The organism is Pseudomonas extremorientalis (genome assembly GCF_024584605.1).
GTDB lineage: Bacteria > Pseudomonadota > Gammaproteobacteria > Pseudomonadales > Pseudomonadaceae > Aquipseudomonas > Aquipseudomonas extremorientalis.
This window is the reverse complement of the sequence record NZ_CP089519.1, coordinates 1188468-1205667: the sequence shown is the minus strand read 5'-3', so window position 1 is coordinate 1205667 and position 17200 is coordinate 1188468. Positions and strand designations below refer to the sequence as shown.

The window sequence follows — 17200 nt, the reverse complement described above, 5'->3', positions numbered from 1 at the left end:
GATGACGCATGAGACACTTTGGCCCTATTAGCGGTATCGCAACATTCAACGATACGTACGTTGCAACCGCCGGTTATGACAACCAGGTTATTTTGTGGGATGCAAAAACCAAGACGCCGATCCAGCGCGTGCTCCACGACCACCTGGCCAACCAATGCGCGTTCAACGCCAGCGGCACCCTGCTGGTCAGCGCCAGCAGCGACTACACTGCCCGCGTCTGGGAAATCCCTTCGCTGCGCTTGAAAAGCGTGCTGGTGGGTCACGATGACGACATCGAAATGGCTGCCTTCTCACCGGATGGCCAGACCATCGCCACCTGCTCGCGGGACCACAGCATCCGCCTGTTCGACCTCAGCGGGCGAACCCTGCGGATCCTCAGCGGTCACGATGCCGACGTGATTTCGGTGTGCTGGGCCGCCGATGGCAAGACCCTGGTTTCCAGCAGCGATGACGGTTCGATCCGCCGTTGGGACGCTGCCAGCGGCGAACAACTGGACCTGATCGACCTGGGCGGCGTCGAAACCGACACCGTGGCCCTGTCCCGCGAGGGCATCATTTTCGCCGGTGACGACGAAGGCAAAATCTCCGTGATCAGCAGCAGCGGCACCTACCTGCAAGCCGCCCATGCCGCCGGCATCAAGCGCATCGTATGGAACGACGCGCAGCGCCTGCTGGTCAGCCTCAGCTACGACCGTTGCGTCATGCTGTGGGAGTTGACGCCCGACAACCAACTGGTAAAAACCGCCCAGACTTCACTGCCAAGCATCATCTGGCCACGCAGCTGTGCATTGCTGGGCAACCATCGCATCGCCTTCGTGACCTTCGGCTCCACCTACGCCACCTGGGATTTCACCACTCAGGAATGGGACGTGGGCGGCATCGAGCCGGCCATCAGCTTGAACGCCGTCACGGTGGTCGGCGACGACATCTACAGCATCGGTGATGCCGGCATCCTGCAGATCAATGGCCAGCCCAGCACCAAGGCCGGCAGTCTGTGCAACTTCCTGCTGCCCTTCGGCGACAGCGTGTTGACCGGCGGCCAGATGGGCACGGTGTTCGACGCCAAGACCGGCGACGTCATCTACCAGCACCGTTCACCGCTCAACTGCGGCACCACCTTCGAAAAAGATGGCCAGTTGCACGCCGCAATCGGTACGTACACTGGCGAAGCCTTGATCTTCAATCTGGAAAACCAGCAGCCGCGTTTCCTGCGCGAAGTGCGCATGCACGAGAACGCCATCAAGGGCATCGCCGCCGATGAACAGTACCTGTTCAGCGTATGCGCGACAGCGGCCGCGGCGTTCTTCCGGATCAGCGACTTCGAACTGGAAACCTACCTGGACAAAGCCCACGACCGTATTTCCAACGGCTGCACGCAGATCCAGGGCGGCTTTGCCAGTATCGGGCGCGACCTCAAGCTGCGCCTGTGGCAAGCCGGCAACAGCGAGGTGTATGACACACCTCACAGCCACTCGATCAAGTGCATTGCCATCTCCAAGGACCGCCAGATGATCGCCACCGGCAGCTACGGCGGCACCGTGGCCGTGTTCGACCTGGCCAAGCGCAAATGGGCAAAGGTGGAGAAGATCACCGCCAGCGGTATTTCCTGCCTGACCCATGACGCCGAAGGCAGTGGCTTCCTGGCCAGCGCCTACGACGGGCGTATCTACCCGATCACCGCCCACGCCGTGGCAGGGCAACGCCGCCCATGACCCACTTCAGCGAAATCGACTTTCAACATATGCACCATGCATTGTCGTTGGCCGAGCGCGGCAGTCACTCCACCTGGCCCAATCCACGGGTCGGGTGCGTCATCGCCCACGGTGCACACATCGTGGGCGAGGGCTGGCATCGGCGTGCGGGCGGTCCGCACGCCGAGGTCTTCGCCCTTCGCCAGGCCGGTGCCCTGGCCAAGGGCGCCACGGCCTATGTGACGCTGGAACCCTGCAGCCATGTCGGGCGCACCGGGGCCTGTCACCAGGCGCTGATCGAGGCTGGCGTGGCGTGTGTGGTCGTTGCCCATGAAGACCCGTTCGAGCAGGTCGACGGTCGTGGCATCGCCGAACTGCGCGACGCCGGGATCGAGGTTCGCGTGGGCTTACTCAATGCGGTCGCCCGCGAGTTGAACCGTGGCTTCCTGTCCTCGGTCAAGCGCCAGCGGCCGTGGGTGCAACTGAAGATGGGCATGAGCCTGGATGGCCGCACCGCGCTGAACAACGGGCGCTCGCAATGGATCACCGGCGCCAGGGCGCGCGCCGATGTGCAGTATTGGCGAGCGCGCAGTGCAGCGATCCTCACCGGCAGCGGCACGGTGCTGGCCGACAACCCCTCATTGACCGTACGCGAGATGGCGTCCGCCGAAGCCATCGCGCCGCTGCGGGTGATCCTCGACAGCCAGGCGCGGGTGCCGGGTACCGCGAGAGTGTTCGACGACCAGGCGCCAAGCCTGCATGTGGTGCACGAGCAACATCTGCCGCCAGGCGCCAACGCTGAGCGCTTGCTCGGCCTGCCGGGCAACCAGAATGGCCTCGATCTGCATGCCTTGATGGTCCATCTGAGCCAGCGCGGTTTGCATGATGTGATGGTCGAGGCCGGGCCGACCCTGGCCGGCAACCTGCTGCGCGCCGGACTGGTGGATGAGCTGTTGCTGTACGTCGCGCCGCGCCTGCTCGGCGACCTCGCACGGCCGCTGGTGCATTTGCCGGAGCTGGAAAACCTCACCCACTCCCTGGACTTCACCCTGTATGAAGTGACCCAGTTGGGCCAGGACTTGCGATTACGCCTGCGCCCCGATCAGTCGACCTGCACGGTATGAGCTACCACTTGCTTGACCTGTTCGCGCAACCACGCATGTGCCGGATCGTCACAGAATCGCTGGTGCCAGATCTGCACAAAGGGAAAGCGCGGAATGCTGAACGGTGGCGGCAATTGCACCAGGTCCGGGTTGAGCAACGTGTCTTCCAGCGTGCGGGTGGCCACGGTAAGGATCAGGTCGGTGTTGTGCAACAGGCTCGGCGCCGTACGCCAGTGCGGCACGCTGACGGCGATGCGACGGCGCAATCCTTCGGCACGCAACAGGCTATCGACTTCACCATTGGCACCTCCGTCCATGGACACCTGGATATGCGGGCGCTCCAGGTAGCTCTCCAGATCCAGCATGCCGTCCTTGGACAGGGTCCGCCGGTCGAGCAGGCAGGAAAACGTTTCCTCGAACAACACTTCCATCGACACATCGGGCGTCAGGCTGGGGAACACCCCCAGGGCCAGGTCGATCTTGCCCTGCGCCACTTGCTCGAACATCGCATGCCGGCTGCCCTGGGTCACCACCAGCGTGGTGTTCGGCGCCTCGCTGCGCAGTCGCACCAGCAACTTGGGCAGGATAATCGCGGCGCCGTAGTCCGACATCGCCAATTGAAAGGTGCGTTGGGAACTGGCCGCGTCGAAGTCGATGGACTTGCCGAACAGTGTTTCGATCTGGCTGAGGATGTCGCGCAACGGCACCTGGATATTCTGCGCCAGGGCGCTGAGCACCACTTCGTTACCCTCGCGGATCAGGATCGGATCGTCGAGCAGCACCCGCAACTTACTCAAGGAGTGACTGATGGCCGGCTGGCTCAAATGCAGTCGCGCACCGGTGCGGGTGACGTGTTTTTCAGTCAGCAGTGCATCGAGCACCACCAACAGATTCAAATCGATATTGCGCAGTAGGACCGTGACCATGCTGTGAATTCCATCTCAGGGAGCAACCTTCAACAAGGAGCAAAACCATGCCTCAACTCAAACGAATCATTGAGACCGCGCTGTACGTAGAAGACCTCGACCGCGCCAAAGCGTTTTACGCCCGGCACCTGGAGCTTGAGACGATGGTCGAGAGCAACGTACTCGTCGCGTTAAATGTCGGTCAGCAGAATACTCTCTTGCTATTCAAACGGGGCGCCTCTCTTCAAACCAAATACTTGAGCGGCGGCGAGATCCCTCCCCATGACGCCAACGGGCGCATTCATATCTGCTTTGCCATCGACGCCGACGACCTGCCGACCTGGGAGGCACGCCTGGACAACGCGAACATTGCCATCGAGGGGCGCACCCACTGGCCCAAAGGTGGATCGAGCATCTATTTCCGCGATCCGGATGAGAACCTCGTCGAACTACTGACGCCGGGCTGCTGGCCCATTTACTGATTGCCGCTCAAGGAATGAAGCTTATGTCACACGTCAGTCGATCCGGACGTGCCGTCTCACGAACCAGCGTGGCGCTGTTGATCGCCGTGGTTGTCCTCATTGAGTTGGCGTGGGCATTGTGGCGTTGGAGCCATCCGGCTGCCGCGGCCTACGCGCCTGCGCCGATCAAAGTCGCGGTGGCGCCGGTCAGCGACGCCCCCTTCACCCGCTACCTGGAAGCCATCGGTGAGCTGGAAGCCGTGCAGCAGGTAAGCGTACCCGCCGAAGTCGGCGGACGTGTGGTGCAGTTGCCAGTGGAATCCGGCCAGCGCGTCGAGCGCGACCAAGTGCTGGTCAGGCTCAACGATGCGCCCCAACGCGGCAACCTGATGCGCCTGCAGGGCGAATTGGAAAATGCCAAGGTCAAACTGGAACGCTCGCGCACCCTGGTCAAGGTGAACGCCACGTCCCGCGAAGCCTTCGACAATGCCCAGACCGAATACACCACCGCTCAAGGCGCCCTGCAGGAACTGAAGGCGCAGATCGACCAATTGACCATACGTGCACCGTTCGCCGGCACCCTCGGGATCCGCAAGGTTCACCTGGGCCAATTTGTGAACCCCGGCGACAGCCTGATCAACCTGGTCGGCGACAAGGGCCTGTACGTGAACTTCAGCGTGCCGGAGCAAGCCCTGGCCCAACTGAAGGTCGGCAATACCCTGGATGTGCAACTCGACGCCCTGCCGGGGCAACGCTTCAGCGCACGTATCAGCAGTATCGACCCGTTCCTCGACCGCTCGCGCACCCTGAGCGTCCAGGCGCTACTGCAGGCCCCCACCGACGGCGCCCTGCCGCGCATGTTCGCCAAAGTGCGCCTGCCGCAGTCACTGCCCGGCAACACCTTGAGCGTGCCGGAAACCGCCATCACCTATAACGCCTACGGCGAAGATGTCTTCGTGGTGCAGCCATCGACCGATGCCAATACCCCACCCGTCGTCCGCCGCGTATTGGTCAAGACCAGCGAGCGGCGCAATGGCCGCGTGGTGATCGATGCGGGCCTGAATCCGGGTGACCGCGTGGTGATTTCCGGGCAGATCAAGCTCAGTGACGGTGCCGCTATCGAGCCCCTCGAACGTACGGTGTTGAACGATGCCGACCCGTCCTCGGGGATGACCATGGCCGGAGAAAACCCGTGAAATTCACCGACCTGTTCGTACGTCGCCCGGTACTGGCCCTGGTGGTCAGCCTGCTGATCGTACTGGCCGGGCTCAAGGCCTACCTCGACCTGCCTGTGCGCCAATACCCGCTGTTGGAAAGCTCGGTGATCAGCGTGACCACCGACTACCCCGGCGCCCCCGCCGAGCTGATGCAAGGCTTCGTAACCCAACCGATCAACCAGTCCCTGGCCTCGGTGGAAGGCGTGGACTATGTCAGTTCCTCATCGGTGCAGGGCCGCAGCCAGATCACCCTGCGCATGGCACTCAACCAGGACTCGGCCAAGGCGTTGAGCGATGTGATTGCCAAGGTCAACCAGGTCAAATACCGCCTGCCTGAACAGGCCTATGATCCGGTGATCGAACGTTCCGCCGGCGACGCGACAGCGGTGGCGTACGTGGGGTTTTCCAGTGACTCGCTGTCGGCCTCGGCCTTGAGCGATTACCTGAGTCGCGTGGTGCAGCCGTTGTTTTCCACGATCGACGGTGTGGCCAAGGTCGAGACCTTCGGCGGCCAGCGCCTGGCCATGCGCCTGTGGCTCGACCCGCAACGCATGGCAGGCCACGGCATCAGTGCCGCCCAGGTGGAACAGGCGATCCGCGACAACAACTTCCAGGCAGCACCGGGGCAGATCAAAGGCCACTATGTGATCTCCTCGATCCAGGTCAACACCGACCTGAGCAGCCTCGATGAGTTTCGCAACATGGTCATCCGCAACAACGGCGACCACCTGCTGCGCCTGCGCGATATCGCGACCGTCGAGCTGGGTTCGGCGGCCTATGAAACCAGTGCGCTGATGGACGCCAAGCCCGCGGTGCACCTGGGCCTCTACGCGACCCCCAAGGGCAACCCGCTGTTGATCGTCGCTGACATCAAGCGCCTGTTGCCGAACATCGAGAAAACCCTGCCGCCAGGGGTCAAGGTGGCGCTGGCGTTCGAGACCGCGCACTTTATCGAAGCCTCGATTATCGAAGTGATCGAAACGCTGATCGAGGCCATCCTGATCGTGGTGGTGATCATCTACCTGTGCCTGGGCTCGGTGCGCAGCGTGATCATCCCCATCGTCAGTATTCCATTGTCGATGCTCGGCGCCCTGGGCTTGATGACGTTGTTCGGCTTCAGCATCAACCTGCTGACGCTGCTCGCAATGGTGTTGGCGATCGGCCTGGTGGTGGATGACGCGATTGTGGTGATGGAGAACATCCACCGGCATGTCAAGGAAGGCCGCAGCGCGCTGCAGGCTGCCTTGTTCGGCGCGCGCGAGATCGCTTCGCCGGTGATCGCCATGACCATTACCCTGGCGGCGGTGTACATGCCCATCGGCCTGATGAACGGCCTGACAGGCGCGCTGTTCAAGGAATTCGCCCTGACCCTGGCCGGCGCCGTGCTGGTCTCCGGGGTGATCGCCCTGACCCTGACCCCGGTCATGTGCGCCAAGCTGCTACCGGGCCAGGAGCACGAAGGCACCATGAGCCGCCTGGCCGAGCGCTTCTTCCACCGCCTGGCACGCCTGTATCAGCGTGCGTTGCTGGGCTCGCTGCGCAAGCGCGTGCTGATCCTGTTGTTCGGCGCCGTGGTGCTGCTCAGCCTGCCCTGGCTGTATGGCCATGCCAGCAAGGAATTGGCGCCCAACGAAGACCAGGGCAACCTGCTGCTGGCGATCAAGTCACCGCAGCACGCCAACCTGGATTATGTAGAGCGCTACGCCTACCAGTTGAGCGGGATTCTCGGCCACTTGCCGGAGACCGTGAGCACCTGGATCATCAACGGCAATGACGGCGTCGCCGCGAGTTTTGCCGGGGTGAACTTCACCGAATGGTCGCAGCGTCAGCGCAGCGCAGCGACAATCCAGGCCGAGCTGCAACAAAGCGTCGACGCCGTGGAAGGCAACTCGATCTTTGTGTTTCAACTGCCGCCACTGCCCGCCTCCACTGGTGGCTTGCCGGTGCAAATGGTGATGCGCAGCACAGAAGACTACCGCTCGCTGTACCAGGCCATGGAAACGCTGAAAACCCAGGCGCGGGCCAGCGGGCTGTTTGCGGTGGTCGACAGTGACCTGGCGTTCAATAACCCGGTGACCCAAGTGCGCATCGACCGCAGCAAGGCCAACAGCCTGGGGATTCGCATGCAAGACATCGGCAGCACCCTGGCGGTATTGATCGGTGAGAACTACACCAACCGGTTCGCCCTGCAGGGCCGTTCCTACGACGTGATCCCCCAGAGCCAGGCCTCGCGGCGCCTCACGCCCCAGGACCTGAATGGCTTCTACGTCGACACCGACACCGGCCAGCAGGTGCCGCTGTCCACCGTGGTGAGCCTGCACAACGTGATCGAGCCGAACAAGCTCAAGCAGTTCAACCAGCAGAACAGCGCGACCTTCCAGGGTATTCCCGCGCCCGGCGTCAGCCTTGGCCAGGCAGTGGCCTTCTTGCAGGAACACAGCCGCCAGTTGCCCGCCAGTTTCAGCCATGACTGGCAGGCCGATTCGCGGCAGTTCATTCACGAGGGCAATGCGCTGATGCTGACCTTCCTGTTTGCGCTGATCGTGATCTACATGGTGCTGGCAGCGCAGTATGAAAGCCTGACCGACCCGCTGATCATCCTGATCACCGTGCCGCTGTCGATCTGCGGCGCGTTGATTCCCCTGGCGCTGGGGCTGGCGACCATCAATATCTACACGCAGATCGGCCTCGTCACCCTGATCGGTCTGATCAGCAAGCACGGGATCCTGATGGTCGAGTTCGCCAACGAGTTGCAGGTGCTGTACCGCTGCACGCCGGCCCAGGCGATCATGCGCGCGGCACGCATTCGGCTGCGGCCGATCCTGATGACCACGGCGGCCATGGTGGTGGGCCTGGTGCCGATGCTGTTCTCGTCAGGTGCCGGCGCCGGCAGCCGCTTCGGGTTGGGGCTGGTGATCGTGATCGGCATGCTGGTGGGCACGCTGTTTACCTTGTTTGTACTGCCGTCGGTATACACCCTGCTGTCCAGGGCACATAAACCGGCGATCGATTGGGCACAGGTCGAGCAATCGGCCTGAACACAAAAAACGGGCGTCCCATGGGACGCCCGTTTTGGTAGGTGCTGACGGTCAGAGATGGGATTCGGCGTATTCGGCCAGGATCGAACGTGGAACACCCTGCAGCGCAATGTGCACGCCGTTCGGGAAGTCTTTGAAGCGTTCAGTCAGGTACGTCAGCCCGGAGCTGGTCGCGGACAGGTAAGGAGTGTCGATCTGTGCCAGGTTGCCCAGGCACACCACTTTGGAACCAGCGCCGGCACGGGTGATGATGGTTTTCATCTGGTGCGGCGTGAGGTTCTGGCATTCATCGATCAGGATCAGGCTCTGCTGGAAGCTGCGACCTCGGATGTAGTTGAGGGATTTGAACTGCAACGGCACTTTGCTGAGGATGTAGTCGACACTGCCATGGGTGTTTTCATCATCCATGTGCAAGGCCTCGAGGTTGTCGGTGATCGCCCCCAGCCACGGCTCCATTTTTTCCGCTTCGGTACCGGGCAGGAAACCGATTTCCTGGTCCAGGCCCTGCACGCTGCGGGTGGCGATGATGCGGCGATAGCGTTTGGTCACCATGGTCTGTTCGATGGCGGCAGCCAGGGCGAGGATGGTTTTCCCCGAGCCTGCGGCGCCGGTCAGGTTGACCAGGTGGATGTCAGGATCGAGCAGCGCGTACAGCGCCAGGCTCTGGTAGATATCACGCGGTTTCAGGCCCCAGGCCTCCTGGTGCAACAGGGGTTCCTGATGCAGGTCGAGGATCAGCAACTTGTCGACCTGGATCTCTTTGATCCAGCCCACGAAGCCCTGTTCGTCGACGATGAACTCATTGATATGTACGGCCGGCAGGTTTTCGATCAGCTGCACCTGGTGCCAGGTACGGCCATGGTCCTGACGGGTTTCGACCTTGCTGACGCGGTCCCAGAACGAGCCGGTAATCATGTGATAACCACGGGACAGCATCGACACGTCGTCGACCAGTTGGTCGGTACTGTAGTCCTCGGCCGCGATCCCACACGCTCGGGCCTTGAGGCGCATATTGATGTCTTTGGTCACCAGCACTACGCGCAGGTCCTTGTCACGGGCGTGCAGGTCGATCAATTGGTTGATGATCTTGTTGTCGTTCAGGTTTTCCGGCAGCAGGCTGTTGGGCTCGCTGCGCTTGCTCATCAGAATCGACAGCAAGCCCTTGGGTCCGCTTTTGCCACGCTGGATCGGCACGCCGACTTCGACATCTTCTGGCGAAGCTTCGCCCAATGTCTTGTCGATCAGGCGGATGGCCTGGCGGCATTCGGCGGCCACGCTGTGGTGCCCGCTTTTGAGTTTATCGAGCTCCTCAAGCACGATCATCGGGATGGCGACGTGGTGTTCTTCGAAGTTGAGCAGTGCGTTTGGATCGTGGATCAATACGTTGGTATCAAGCACATAAAGGATTGGCTGGTCGGAAGAAGGGTTACGTCCATGATCATCCATACTCGGTCACCTTTGTGGGAGCCAGTCGACGCAATACCTGGGCGGTGCTGCGCCTCGATTCGACCACCGACTGCACCTGAGTGACGTCAAGCGCAGTGCCCACATGAGGAGTCTTGGAAGACGCCACCTGTGTTGCAGGTTTCGGCGATCTGACTTCGTAATACCGCAAAACGTGTGACAGGAAAAAGCACTTTGACGCTTTTTTGAAGTTTATTTTTCAGGATGACGAATAGCACTAGCCGAGTGCCACTTACCCCGCTAAAGTCGGAAGTCCGCCTGCATCGAAATGTCGCACAAAATTACCCCGAAGTCGCCCAAAACCCAACAGTTCCGGGCACTTCAGCGAAACGCCTCCCGGCAGTCCTGCCAACCCAGACCACTCTGCGCCGTCGCCTGCAACAGCATGGGCAAAGCGACCCGTGCCTTGTCCTGGGTGTCGTGGAACACAATCACGCCCTTGCGCCACAACAGCATCAAGGTCAGCACCCGTTGCGCCGACTCATCGGCCTTGAGCTTGCCCGGTTCATCCTGGGAATCGATGTCCCACAACGCCACCTGCAAGCCCTGGGCTTGAAAGAACCCCTGGCTGTCCGCGCGGCGCTGGCCATAGGGCGGACGGAACAGCGGCACGTAGTTTTCCGGCATCAGGTTTTGTGCCAGCGAAGCGCTGCGGGTAATCGAGCTCTGCCAGTCCACCCAATGGCTGTGGGAACGGTACTGCCAGCCCTGGGTGCCGACGCACTGGCCCTGGTACAGCGCCTGCACATCGGCAACCGAACTGCGCTCGACACGGGCCTGCAGGCTGCTGCCAAGGGTGAAGAAGGTCGCGCTCATCTTCTGCTTGCGCAAATAGTCGGCGAGCCAGTCGGTATTGCCGCTGACCGGCGCAGGGCCGCCGTCGAACGTCAGCAGGAACAGGCGGTCGTTGAACTCGTCGCCATTGCGCTCATGGTCGCCGAAACGTGCGACTTCGCTGCTGATCTGCGGAAACAGCGCGGCCTTGCGCAGCAATTCATCCAGGTAGCGCTCATGGAAGGTATGGCTCGGAGCGGCCCAGCCTATATAGAAGGAGTCTTCGCTCACCTCGAACTTGCCGGCCTGCTCGCGCAGGTCGTCCATGTTCTCCACCAGATAGCAGAACGAGGCGTCTTCCTCGCAGCTCTGCTGGGCGAAGGTGTAGTTCTCCAGCAGGCGCTGCCAGAGCTGGCGGCGCAGGTCGTCGATGGCGGCCAGGTTGATGATCTTCAGGCCCAGGCGCTGCTTGAGCGCGGTTTCGTCCTGGTTCTCGCTGGCCAGGAGGCTGTGGGCGAACATCAGGATTTCGGCGCGTGACGCCACGTCGAACAGCGCCGGGCTGCCGAGTTTTTCGGGCCAGGAGCCACGGTCCAGGCTGGCCACATCCACGGGCGCCGCCTGGGCATTCAGGCATAGCAGGCATGCCGACAATAAAAGCGCTATTCGCACACAGGGTCTCCCTCTCCAGAGTCACCGGCCATCATAGCGGATCACGCCTATCGCCATCATAGGTGGAGTCAAAACGCCCCAGCCCCTAGAATCGCCTCACGTTTAAAGGAGACGACTTCATGCTGATGGTGATTTCCCCCGCCAAGACCCTCGATTTCGAGACCGCGCCGGCGACCCAGCGCTTTACCCAGCCGCAGTACCTGGACCACTCCCAGGAGCTGATCGAGCAACTGCGCACCCTCAGCCCGGCGCAAATCAGCGAATTGATGCACGTATCCGACAAGATCGGCGGCCTCAATGCCGCCCGCTTCGGCAGCTGGACCCCGGCATTCACTCAGGAAAATGCCAAGCAGGCGCTACTGGCCTTCAAGGGCGATGTGTACACCGGCCTGAACGCCGAGACCTTCAGCGATGCCGACTTCAGCTACGCCCAGGACCACCTGCGCATGCTCTCGGGCCTGTATGGCCTGCTGCGCCCCCTGGACCTGATGATGCCGTACCGCCTGGAAATGGGCACCAAGCTGCCCAATGCCCGTGGCAAGGACCTGTACGCCTTCTGGGGCACGCGTATCAGTGAGTGGCTCAACCAAGCGCTGGCCGAACAAGGCGACGACGTGCTGCTAAACCTGGCCTCCAACGAATACTTCTCGGCGGTCAAGCGTACGGCCTTGAAGGCGCGGATCATCAACACCGAGTTCAAGGACCTGAAGAACGGCCAGTACAAGATCATCAGCTTCTACGCCAAAAAAGCCCGGGGGATGATGAGCCGCTTTGTGATCGAGGAACGCATCAACGACCCGGCGAAGCTCAAGCAGTTTGATGTGCAGGGCTATCGCTTCAACGCCGAGCAGTCCAAGCCGGATAACCTGGTGTTTTTGCGCGATCACGCACCAGAATAAAGCTCCCGAGAACACTGATGAACAAATGTGGGAGGGGGCTTGCCCCCGATGGCGATGGATCAGCCAGCTTATCTTTAGCTGACCCACCGTCTTCGGGGGCAAGTCCCCTCCCACATTTTTAACCGCATTTTAATTCGCGAATCGTCATTTTTTTGACGTCAAAAAATATCCCGACGCATCTCTAACAATTCTTTCACTCGACATTCGTCGATTTTTTTCGTAGTGGCACCACTTTTTTCAAACACTAGTGGCACAAAACTATCCCAGCGCGCCAACTCCCTATAACTACTGGCTCAAATAGCAAGTGCTATCAATATACTACCAGTGCCATCTTTCCTAATATTTCAAGAAATTTCAGGAAACAGGATGAGCGGCCCGGAACTTCGTCTAAACGCACGGCTCATACCACCGGTAACGAAATTCTCTGCTTCTGTAAGAGATGACTTACATGACGACCCAAGGAAGTAGCAAAGTTGCCCCATCAACTTTGACTCACGGGTCATATCATCAACTGATATGAGTTGAGGGCGGCGATAAGGATTAATTGCTATCCCCTATAGGCCAAGGCAGCGCTTACCCAAATGTGTCAGTGAAGACACCCAAGATGTTGATAAATAAGGGCTTAAAGCCCCCATCAGGATCTTGTGGCACTGGCGTCGGCACCTTTCCCCAGAAAGGCCGGCTGCATTTCAGGGCAAGCCCCAATAACAAGGCCAAGTTGCGCACAACTTGAGTGCAATTGTTAGTCACTCGCTAATTAACATGCCTGTACGCGGTAAGTTGGCGTCTATTCGCCTAACTTTCGCGGCATCAGTGACGCTTGCAAACATGAACTCCGCCATTAATTGGCATGATTAACACAGTCTTGAAGACAAAGAGGTAAATGCGATGCGCATCAGCATATTTGGTCTCGGTTACGTTGGCGCAGTCTGTGCCGGTTGCCTGTCTGCCCGTGGCCACGAAGTGGTCGGCGTAGACATCTCCAAGGATAAGATTGACCTGATCAATGCAGGCAAATCGCCCATCGTTGAGCCCGGTCTGGGCGAGCTGTTGAGCCAGGGTATCGAAACCGGCCGACTGCGCGGCACGACCAACTTCGCCGACGCCATCCGCGATACCGACCTGTCGATGATTTGCGTCGGCACGCCGAGCAAGAAAAACGGCGACCTGGAGCTCGATTACATCGAAGCCGTGTGCCGCGAGATCGGTTTTGTCCTGCGTGACAAAACCACCCGCCACACCGTGGTCGTGCGCAGCACCGTACTGCCGGGCACCGTGGCCAACGTGGTGATCCCGATCCTCGAAGACTGCTCCGGCAAAAAAGCCGGCGTCGACTTCGGTGTCGCGGTCAACCCGGAATTCCTGCGTGAATCCACCGCCATCGCCGACTACGACCAGCCACCGATGACGGTCATCGGCGAGTTCGACAAAGCCTCCGGCGATGTCCTGCAGTCGCTGTACGAAGAACTCGACGCACCGATCATCCGCAAGGACATCGCCGTTGCCGAAATGATCAAGTACACCTGCAACGTATGGCACGCCACCAAAGTGACGTTCGCCAACGAAATCGGCAACATCGCCAAGGCCGTCGGCGTCGACGGTCGCGAAGTGATGGAAGTGGTATGCCAGGACAAGACCCTCAACCTGTCCCAGTACTACATGCGCCCAGGCTTCGCCTTCGGTGGTTCGTGCCTGCCCAAAGACGTGCGTGCCCTGACCTACCGCGCCAGCTCCCTGGACGTGGAAGCGCCGCTGCTCAACTCGCTGATGCGCAGCAACGAGTCCCAGGTACAGAACGCCTTCGACATCGTCTCCAGCCACGACAAACGCAAAGTCGCCCTGCTGGGCCTGAGCTTCAAGGCCGGCACAGACGACCTGCGCGAAAGCCCGCTGGTTGAACTGGCCGAAATGCTGATCGGCAAGGGCTTCGACCTGAGCATCTACGACAGCAACGTCGAGTACGCCCGTGTCCACGGTGCAAACAAGGACTACATCGAAGGCAAGATCCCGCACGTGTCGTCCCTGCTCAACTCGGACTTCGACGATGTGATCAACAACTCCGACGTGATCATCCTGGGCAACCGTGATGAGAAGTTCCGTGCCCTGGCGCAGAACGCACCACACGGCAAGCAAGTGATCGACCTGGTGGGCTTCATGTCCAAGGCCACCTGTGCCACAGGCCGTACCGAAGGCATTTGCTGGTAACAGCAACGGCAAGTTCCGGGCTGCAAGCGTACCTATCCCCAGCGCTTGCAGCCGGGAGCCTTCTTCACCTTCGGATGACGCTTATGTCCAAGTTAAAACACGTACTGCTCCAATCCGCCGGCTGGCTGTTCTTTTTGAGCCTGCTGATGGGACTCGCCCTGCTCTTGCCGGCGAGTACGTTCGACTCCGAGTCGAAGAATTTTATTTTCCTGATTGGCGCCGTCGGCATCTGGCGCTACTCGATGGGTGCTACGCATTTCTTTCGCGGCATGCTGTTCCTGTACGTGGTCTACCCGCACCTGCGCCGCAAAGTGCGCAAGCTGGGCAAGGCCGCCGACCCGTCCCATGTGTTCCTGATGGTCACCAGTTTCCGTATCGACGCGCTGACCACCGCGCAGGTCTACAGCTCGGTGATCCGTGAAGCCATCGAATGTGGCTTCCCCACCACCGTGGTCTGCTCGCTGGTGGAAATGTCCGATGAGCTGCTGGTGAAGAGCCTGTGGGAACGCATGAATCCACCGGAACACGTGAAGCTCGACTTCGTGCGCATCGCCGGCACCGGCAAACGCGACGGCTTGGCTTTCGGTTTCCGCGCCATCTCCCGCCACCTGCCGGACGACCGTGCCGTGGTTGCCGTGATCGATGGCGACACCGTGCTCGCCGAGGGCGTGGTTCGCAAGACCGTGCCGTGGTTCCAACTGTTCGGCAACGTCGGCGGCCTGACCACCAACGAGTTCTGCGAAGTGCGCGGCGGCTACATCATGAGCGAGTGGCACAAGCTGCGTTTCGCCCAGCGTCACATCAACATGTGCTCCATGGCCCTGTCCAAACGCGTGCTGACCATGACCGGCCGCATGTCAGTGTTCCGTGCCAGCGTGGTCACCGACCCGGGCTTTATCGCCGACGTGGAAAGCGACTCGCTGCAACACTGGCGCCTGGGCCGCTTCAAGTTCCTCACCGGCGACGACAAGTCCAGCTGGTTCAGCCTGATGCGCCTGGGCTACGACACCTTCTACGTGCCGGACGCCGCGATCAACACCGTGGAACACCCGCCGGAAAAGAGCTTCATCAAGGCCAGCCGCAAGCTGATGTTCCGCTGGTACGGCAATAACCTGCGCCAGAATTCCCGTGCCCTGGGCCTGGGTGTGCGTCGGCTGGGCCTGTTCACCAGCATCGTGCTGTTCGACCAGCGCGTGTCGATGTGGACGTCCCTGCTCGGCCTGACCGTGGCGATCATCGCCACCTTCAAATACGGCGGCGCCTTCATCCTCGCGTACCTGCTGTGGATCGGCATCACTCGCCTGATTCTCACCCTGCTGCTGTCGTGCTCCGGCCACAAGATCGGCCCCGCGTACCCGGTGATTCTCTATTACAACCAGATCATGGGCGCGCTGGTGAAGATCTACGTGTTCTTCCGCCTCGATCAACAGTCCTGGACCCGCCAGGACACCAAACTGACCCGCGATTTGGCCAGCTTTCAACGTTGGTTCAACACCTGGTCGTCTCGGACCATGACCTTCTCCGCCGGCAGCATCTTCGTTGCCGTGTTGCTGATGATGGTCTGACCCTGCCAAGCCTGAATTAACTCTAGGAAATTGCCCTGATGAACAGCCAAGTAAATGCCAATGTTGTCCACGAATCCGAAGCCCAGCGCCAACATGCCCGCGTAAAAATCCCGGCCAAGCTGCGCTTCTTCAACACCGACCGCACCCAGACCGAAGCACGGGTGATCGACCTGTCCGCCGGCGGCCTGGCGTTCACCGCTACCCAGCCGTTGACCGTCGGCGAAGTGCACAAGGGCCGCCTGCAATTCGTCATCGATAACCTTGGCCTGGCCATGGACGTGGAACTGCAGATCCGCTCCTACGACCGCCAGACCGGCCGCACCGGTTGCCAGTTCCAGAACCTCGACGCCCAGGATATTTCCACCCTGCGCCATCTGATCACCTCGCACCTGTCCGGTGACATCGTGACCATGGGCGACGTGCTGGCGACCCTGCAACGTGACAACTTCACCAAGGCACGCAAGGTCAAGGACAGCGGCAGCAACATGAGCGCCGCCGGCCGCCTGCGCGCCGTGGTGTTCAGCGCGGGTATCTTCATCGTCGGCCTGGCGGCTTTCGGTTTCGTCTTCAAGTCGGTGTACGGCATGTACTTCGTCAGCCACGCCCAGGCCGGCCTGGTGAGCGTGCCCGGCATGAACGTGACCATGCCACGCGACGGCACCGTGCAGAGCCTGCTCAAGGGTGACGCGGTCGCCGCCAAAGGCGCGCCACTGGCGACCTTCAGCACCAGCATGCTCGACGTGCTCAAGGGCCACCTGGACGAAGACCAACTGCAACCGGCCAAGGTTGAAGAGCTGTTCGGCAAGCAAATGACCGGCACCCTGACTTCGCCGTGCGATTGCGTGGTGGCGCAGCAACTGGTGGCTGACGGTCAGTACGCCAGCAAGGGCGACGTGATCTTCCAACTGGTCCCACGCGGCAGCCAGGCCAACGTGGAAGCACGCTTCACCTATCGCCAGTTCGCCGATGTGCGTCCAGGTACCCCGGTGAGCTTCCAAGTGGCCGACGAGGAGCAGATCCGCACCGGCACCATCGTCAGCAGCACCAGCCTGAACAGCGCCGACCTGTCCTCCGACATCCGCGTGCAGATCAAGCCGGACGCACCGCTGGACAGCACCTACGCCGGTCGCCCGGTGGAAGTCACCAGCGACCGTGGCCCATCGCTGAACTGGCTGATCGATAAAGCCATGGCTGCGGGTCTTTAAT

General features: G+C 60.9%; 12 protein-coding genes. 9 read left to right on the top strand and 3 right to left on the bottom strand.

The window, feature by feature from the left end:
* Positions 1 to 8: 8 nt before the first annotated feature.
* Together LUU92_RS05230 and ribD are read left to right on the top strand one after the other, a co-directional pair.
* Complete coding sequence (locus tag LUU92_RS05230) at positions 9 to 1712, top strand: WD40 repeat domain-containing protein (protein ID WP_071488578.1); 1704 nt, start codon at positions 9 to 11, stop codon at positions 1710 to 1712.
* Entirely contained in the window at positions 1709 to 2815 is a 1107-nt protein-coding gene (gene ribD / locus LUU92_RS05225) for a bifunctional diaminohydroxyphosphoribosylaminopyrimidine deaminase/5-amino-6-(5-phosphoribosylamino)uracil reductase RibD (protein WP_092240859.1), read from the top strand. The genes LUU92_RS05230 and ribD overlap by 4 nt, the downstream gene beginning before the upstream one ends.
* Here the strand turns inward: ribD and LUU92_RS05220 are convergent.
* Complete coding sequence (locus LUU92_RS05220; protein WP_071488576.1) at positions 2794 to 3720, bottom strand: LysR family transcriptional regulator; 927 nt, start codon at positions 3718 to 3720, stop codon at positions 2794 to 2796. The two genes, ribD and LUU92_RS05220, sit on opposite strands and share 22 nt — an antisense overlap.
* Before the next feature lie 47 nt (positions 3721 to 3767).
* On the opposite strand from LUU92_RS05220, the gene LUU92_RS05215 reads away from it, so the two are divergent.
* The 3 genes from LUU92_RS05215 to LUU92_RS05205 are packed head-to-tail and all read left to right on the top strand — an operon-like array spanning position 3768 to position 8415.
* A complete protein-coding gene (locus tag LUU92_RS05215; protein ID WP_257103256.1) occupies positions 3768 to 4181 on the top strand; it encodes a VOC family protein in 414 nt (137 codons plus the stop codon).
* A gap of 23 nt (positions 4182 to 4204) precedes the next feature.
* Entirely contained in the window at positions 4205 to 5356 is a 1152-nt protein-coding gene (locus LUU92_RS05210) for an efflux RND transporter periplasmic adaptor subunit (RefSeq protein ID WP_257103255.1), read from the top strand.
* Entirely contained in the window at positions 5353 to 8415 is a 3063-nt protein-coding gene (locus LUU92_RS05205; RefSeq protein WP_257103254.1) for a MexW/MexI family multidrug efflux RND transporter permease subunit, read from the top strand. Before LUU92_RS05210 ends, LUU92_RS05205 begins: the two co-directional genes overlap by 4 nt.
* A 51-nt stretch (positions 8416 to 8466) precedes the next feature.
* Here LUU92_RS05205 and LUU92_RS05200 read toward each other — a convergent pair whose 3' ends face one another.
* Complete coding sequence (locus tag LUU92_RS05200) at positions 8467 to 9861, bottom strand: PhoH family protein (protein ID WP_071488573.1); 1395 nt, start codon at positions 9859 to 9861, stop codon at positions 8467 to 8469.
* Between the two features lie 339 nt (positions 9862 to 10200).
* Complete coding sequence (locus LUU92_RS05195; protein WP_071488572.1) at positions 10201 to 11325, bottom strand: polysaccharide deacetylase family protein; 1125 nt, start codon at positions 11323 to 11325, stop codon at positions 10201 to 10203.
* A gap of 119 nt (positions 11326 to 11444) precedes the next feature.
* Here LUU92_RS05195 and yaaA point away from each other — a divergent pair, with 119 nt between their 5' ends.
* From yaaA to LUU92_RS05175, 4 genes are all read left to right on the top strand, one after another.
* The gene (gene yaaA / locus LUU92_RS05190) at positions 11445 to 12224 is read left to right on the top strand and encodes a peroxide stress protein YaaA (protein ID WP_257103253.1); all 780 of its coding nucleotides are present in this window, start codon (positions 11445 to 11447) and stop codon (positions 12222 to 12224) included.
* Between the two features lie 888 nt (positions 12225 to 13112).
* Entirely contained in the window at positions 13113 to 14429 is a 1317-nt protein-coding gene (locus LUU92_RS05185; protein WP_071488570.1) for a nucleotide sugar dehydrogenase, read from the top strand.
* Between the two features lie 83 nt (positions 14430 to 14512).
* Positions 14513 to 15994 (top strand): mannuronan synthase, encoded by a 1482-nt coding sequence (alg8, locus tag LUU92_RS05180; protein ID WP_162276396.1) that lies wholly within the window; start codon positions 14513 to 14515, stop codon positions 15992 to 15994.
* Between the two features lie 38 nt (positions 15995 to 16032).
* Complete coding sequence (locus LUU92_RS05175) at positions 16033 to 17199, top strand: alginate biosynthesis protein Alg44 (RefSeq protein ID WP_071488569.1); 1167 nt, start codon at positions 16033 to 16035, stop codon at positions 17197 to 17199.
* Position 17200 lies beyond the last annotated feature (1 nt).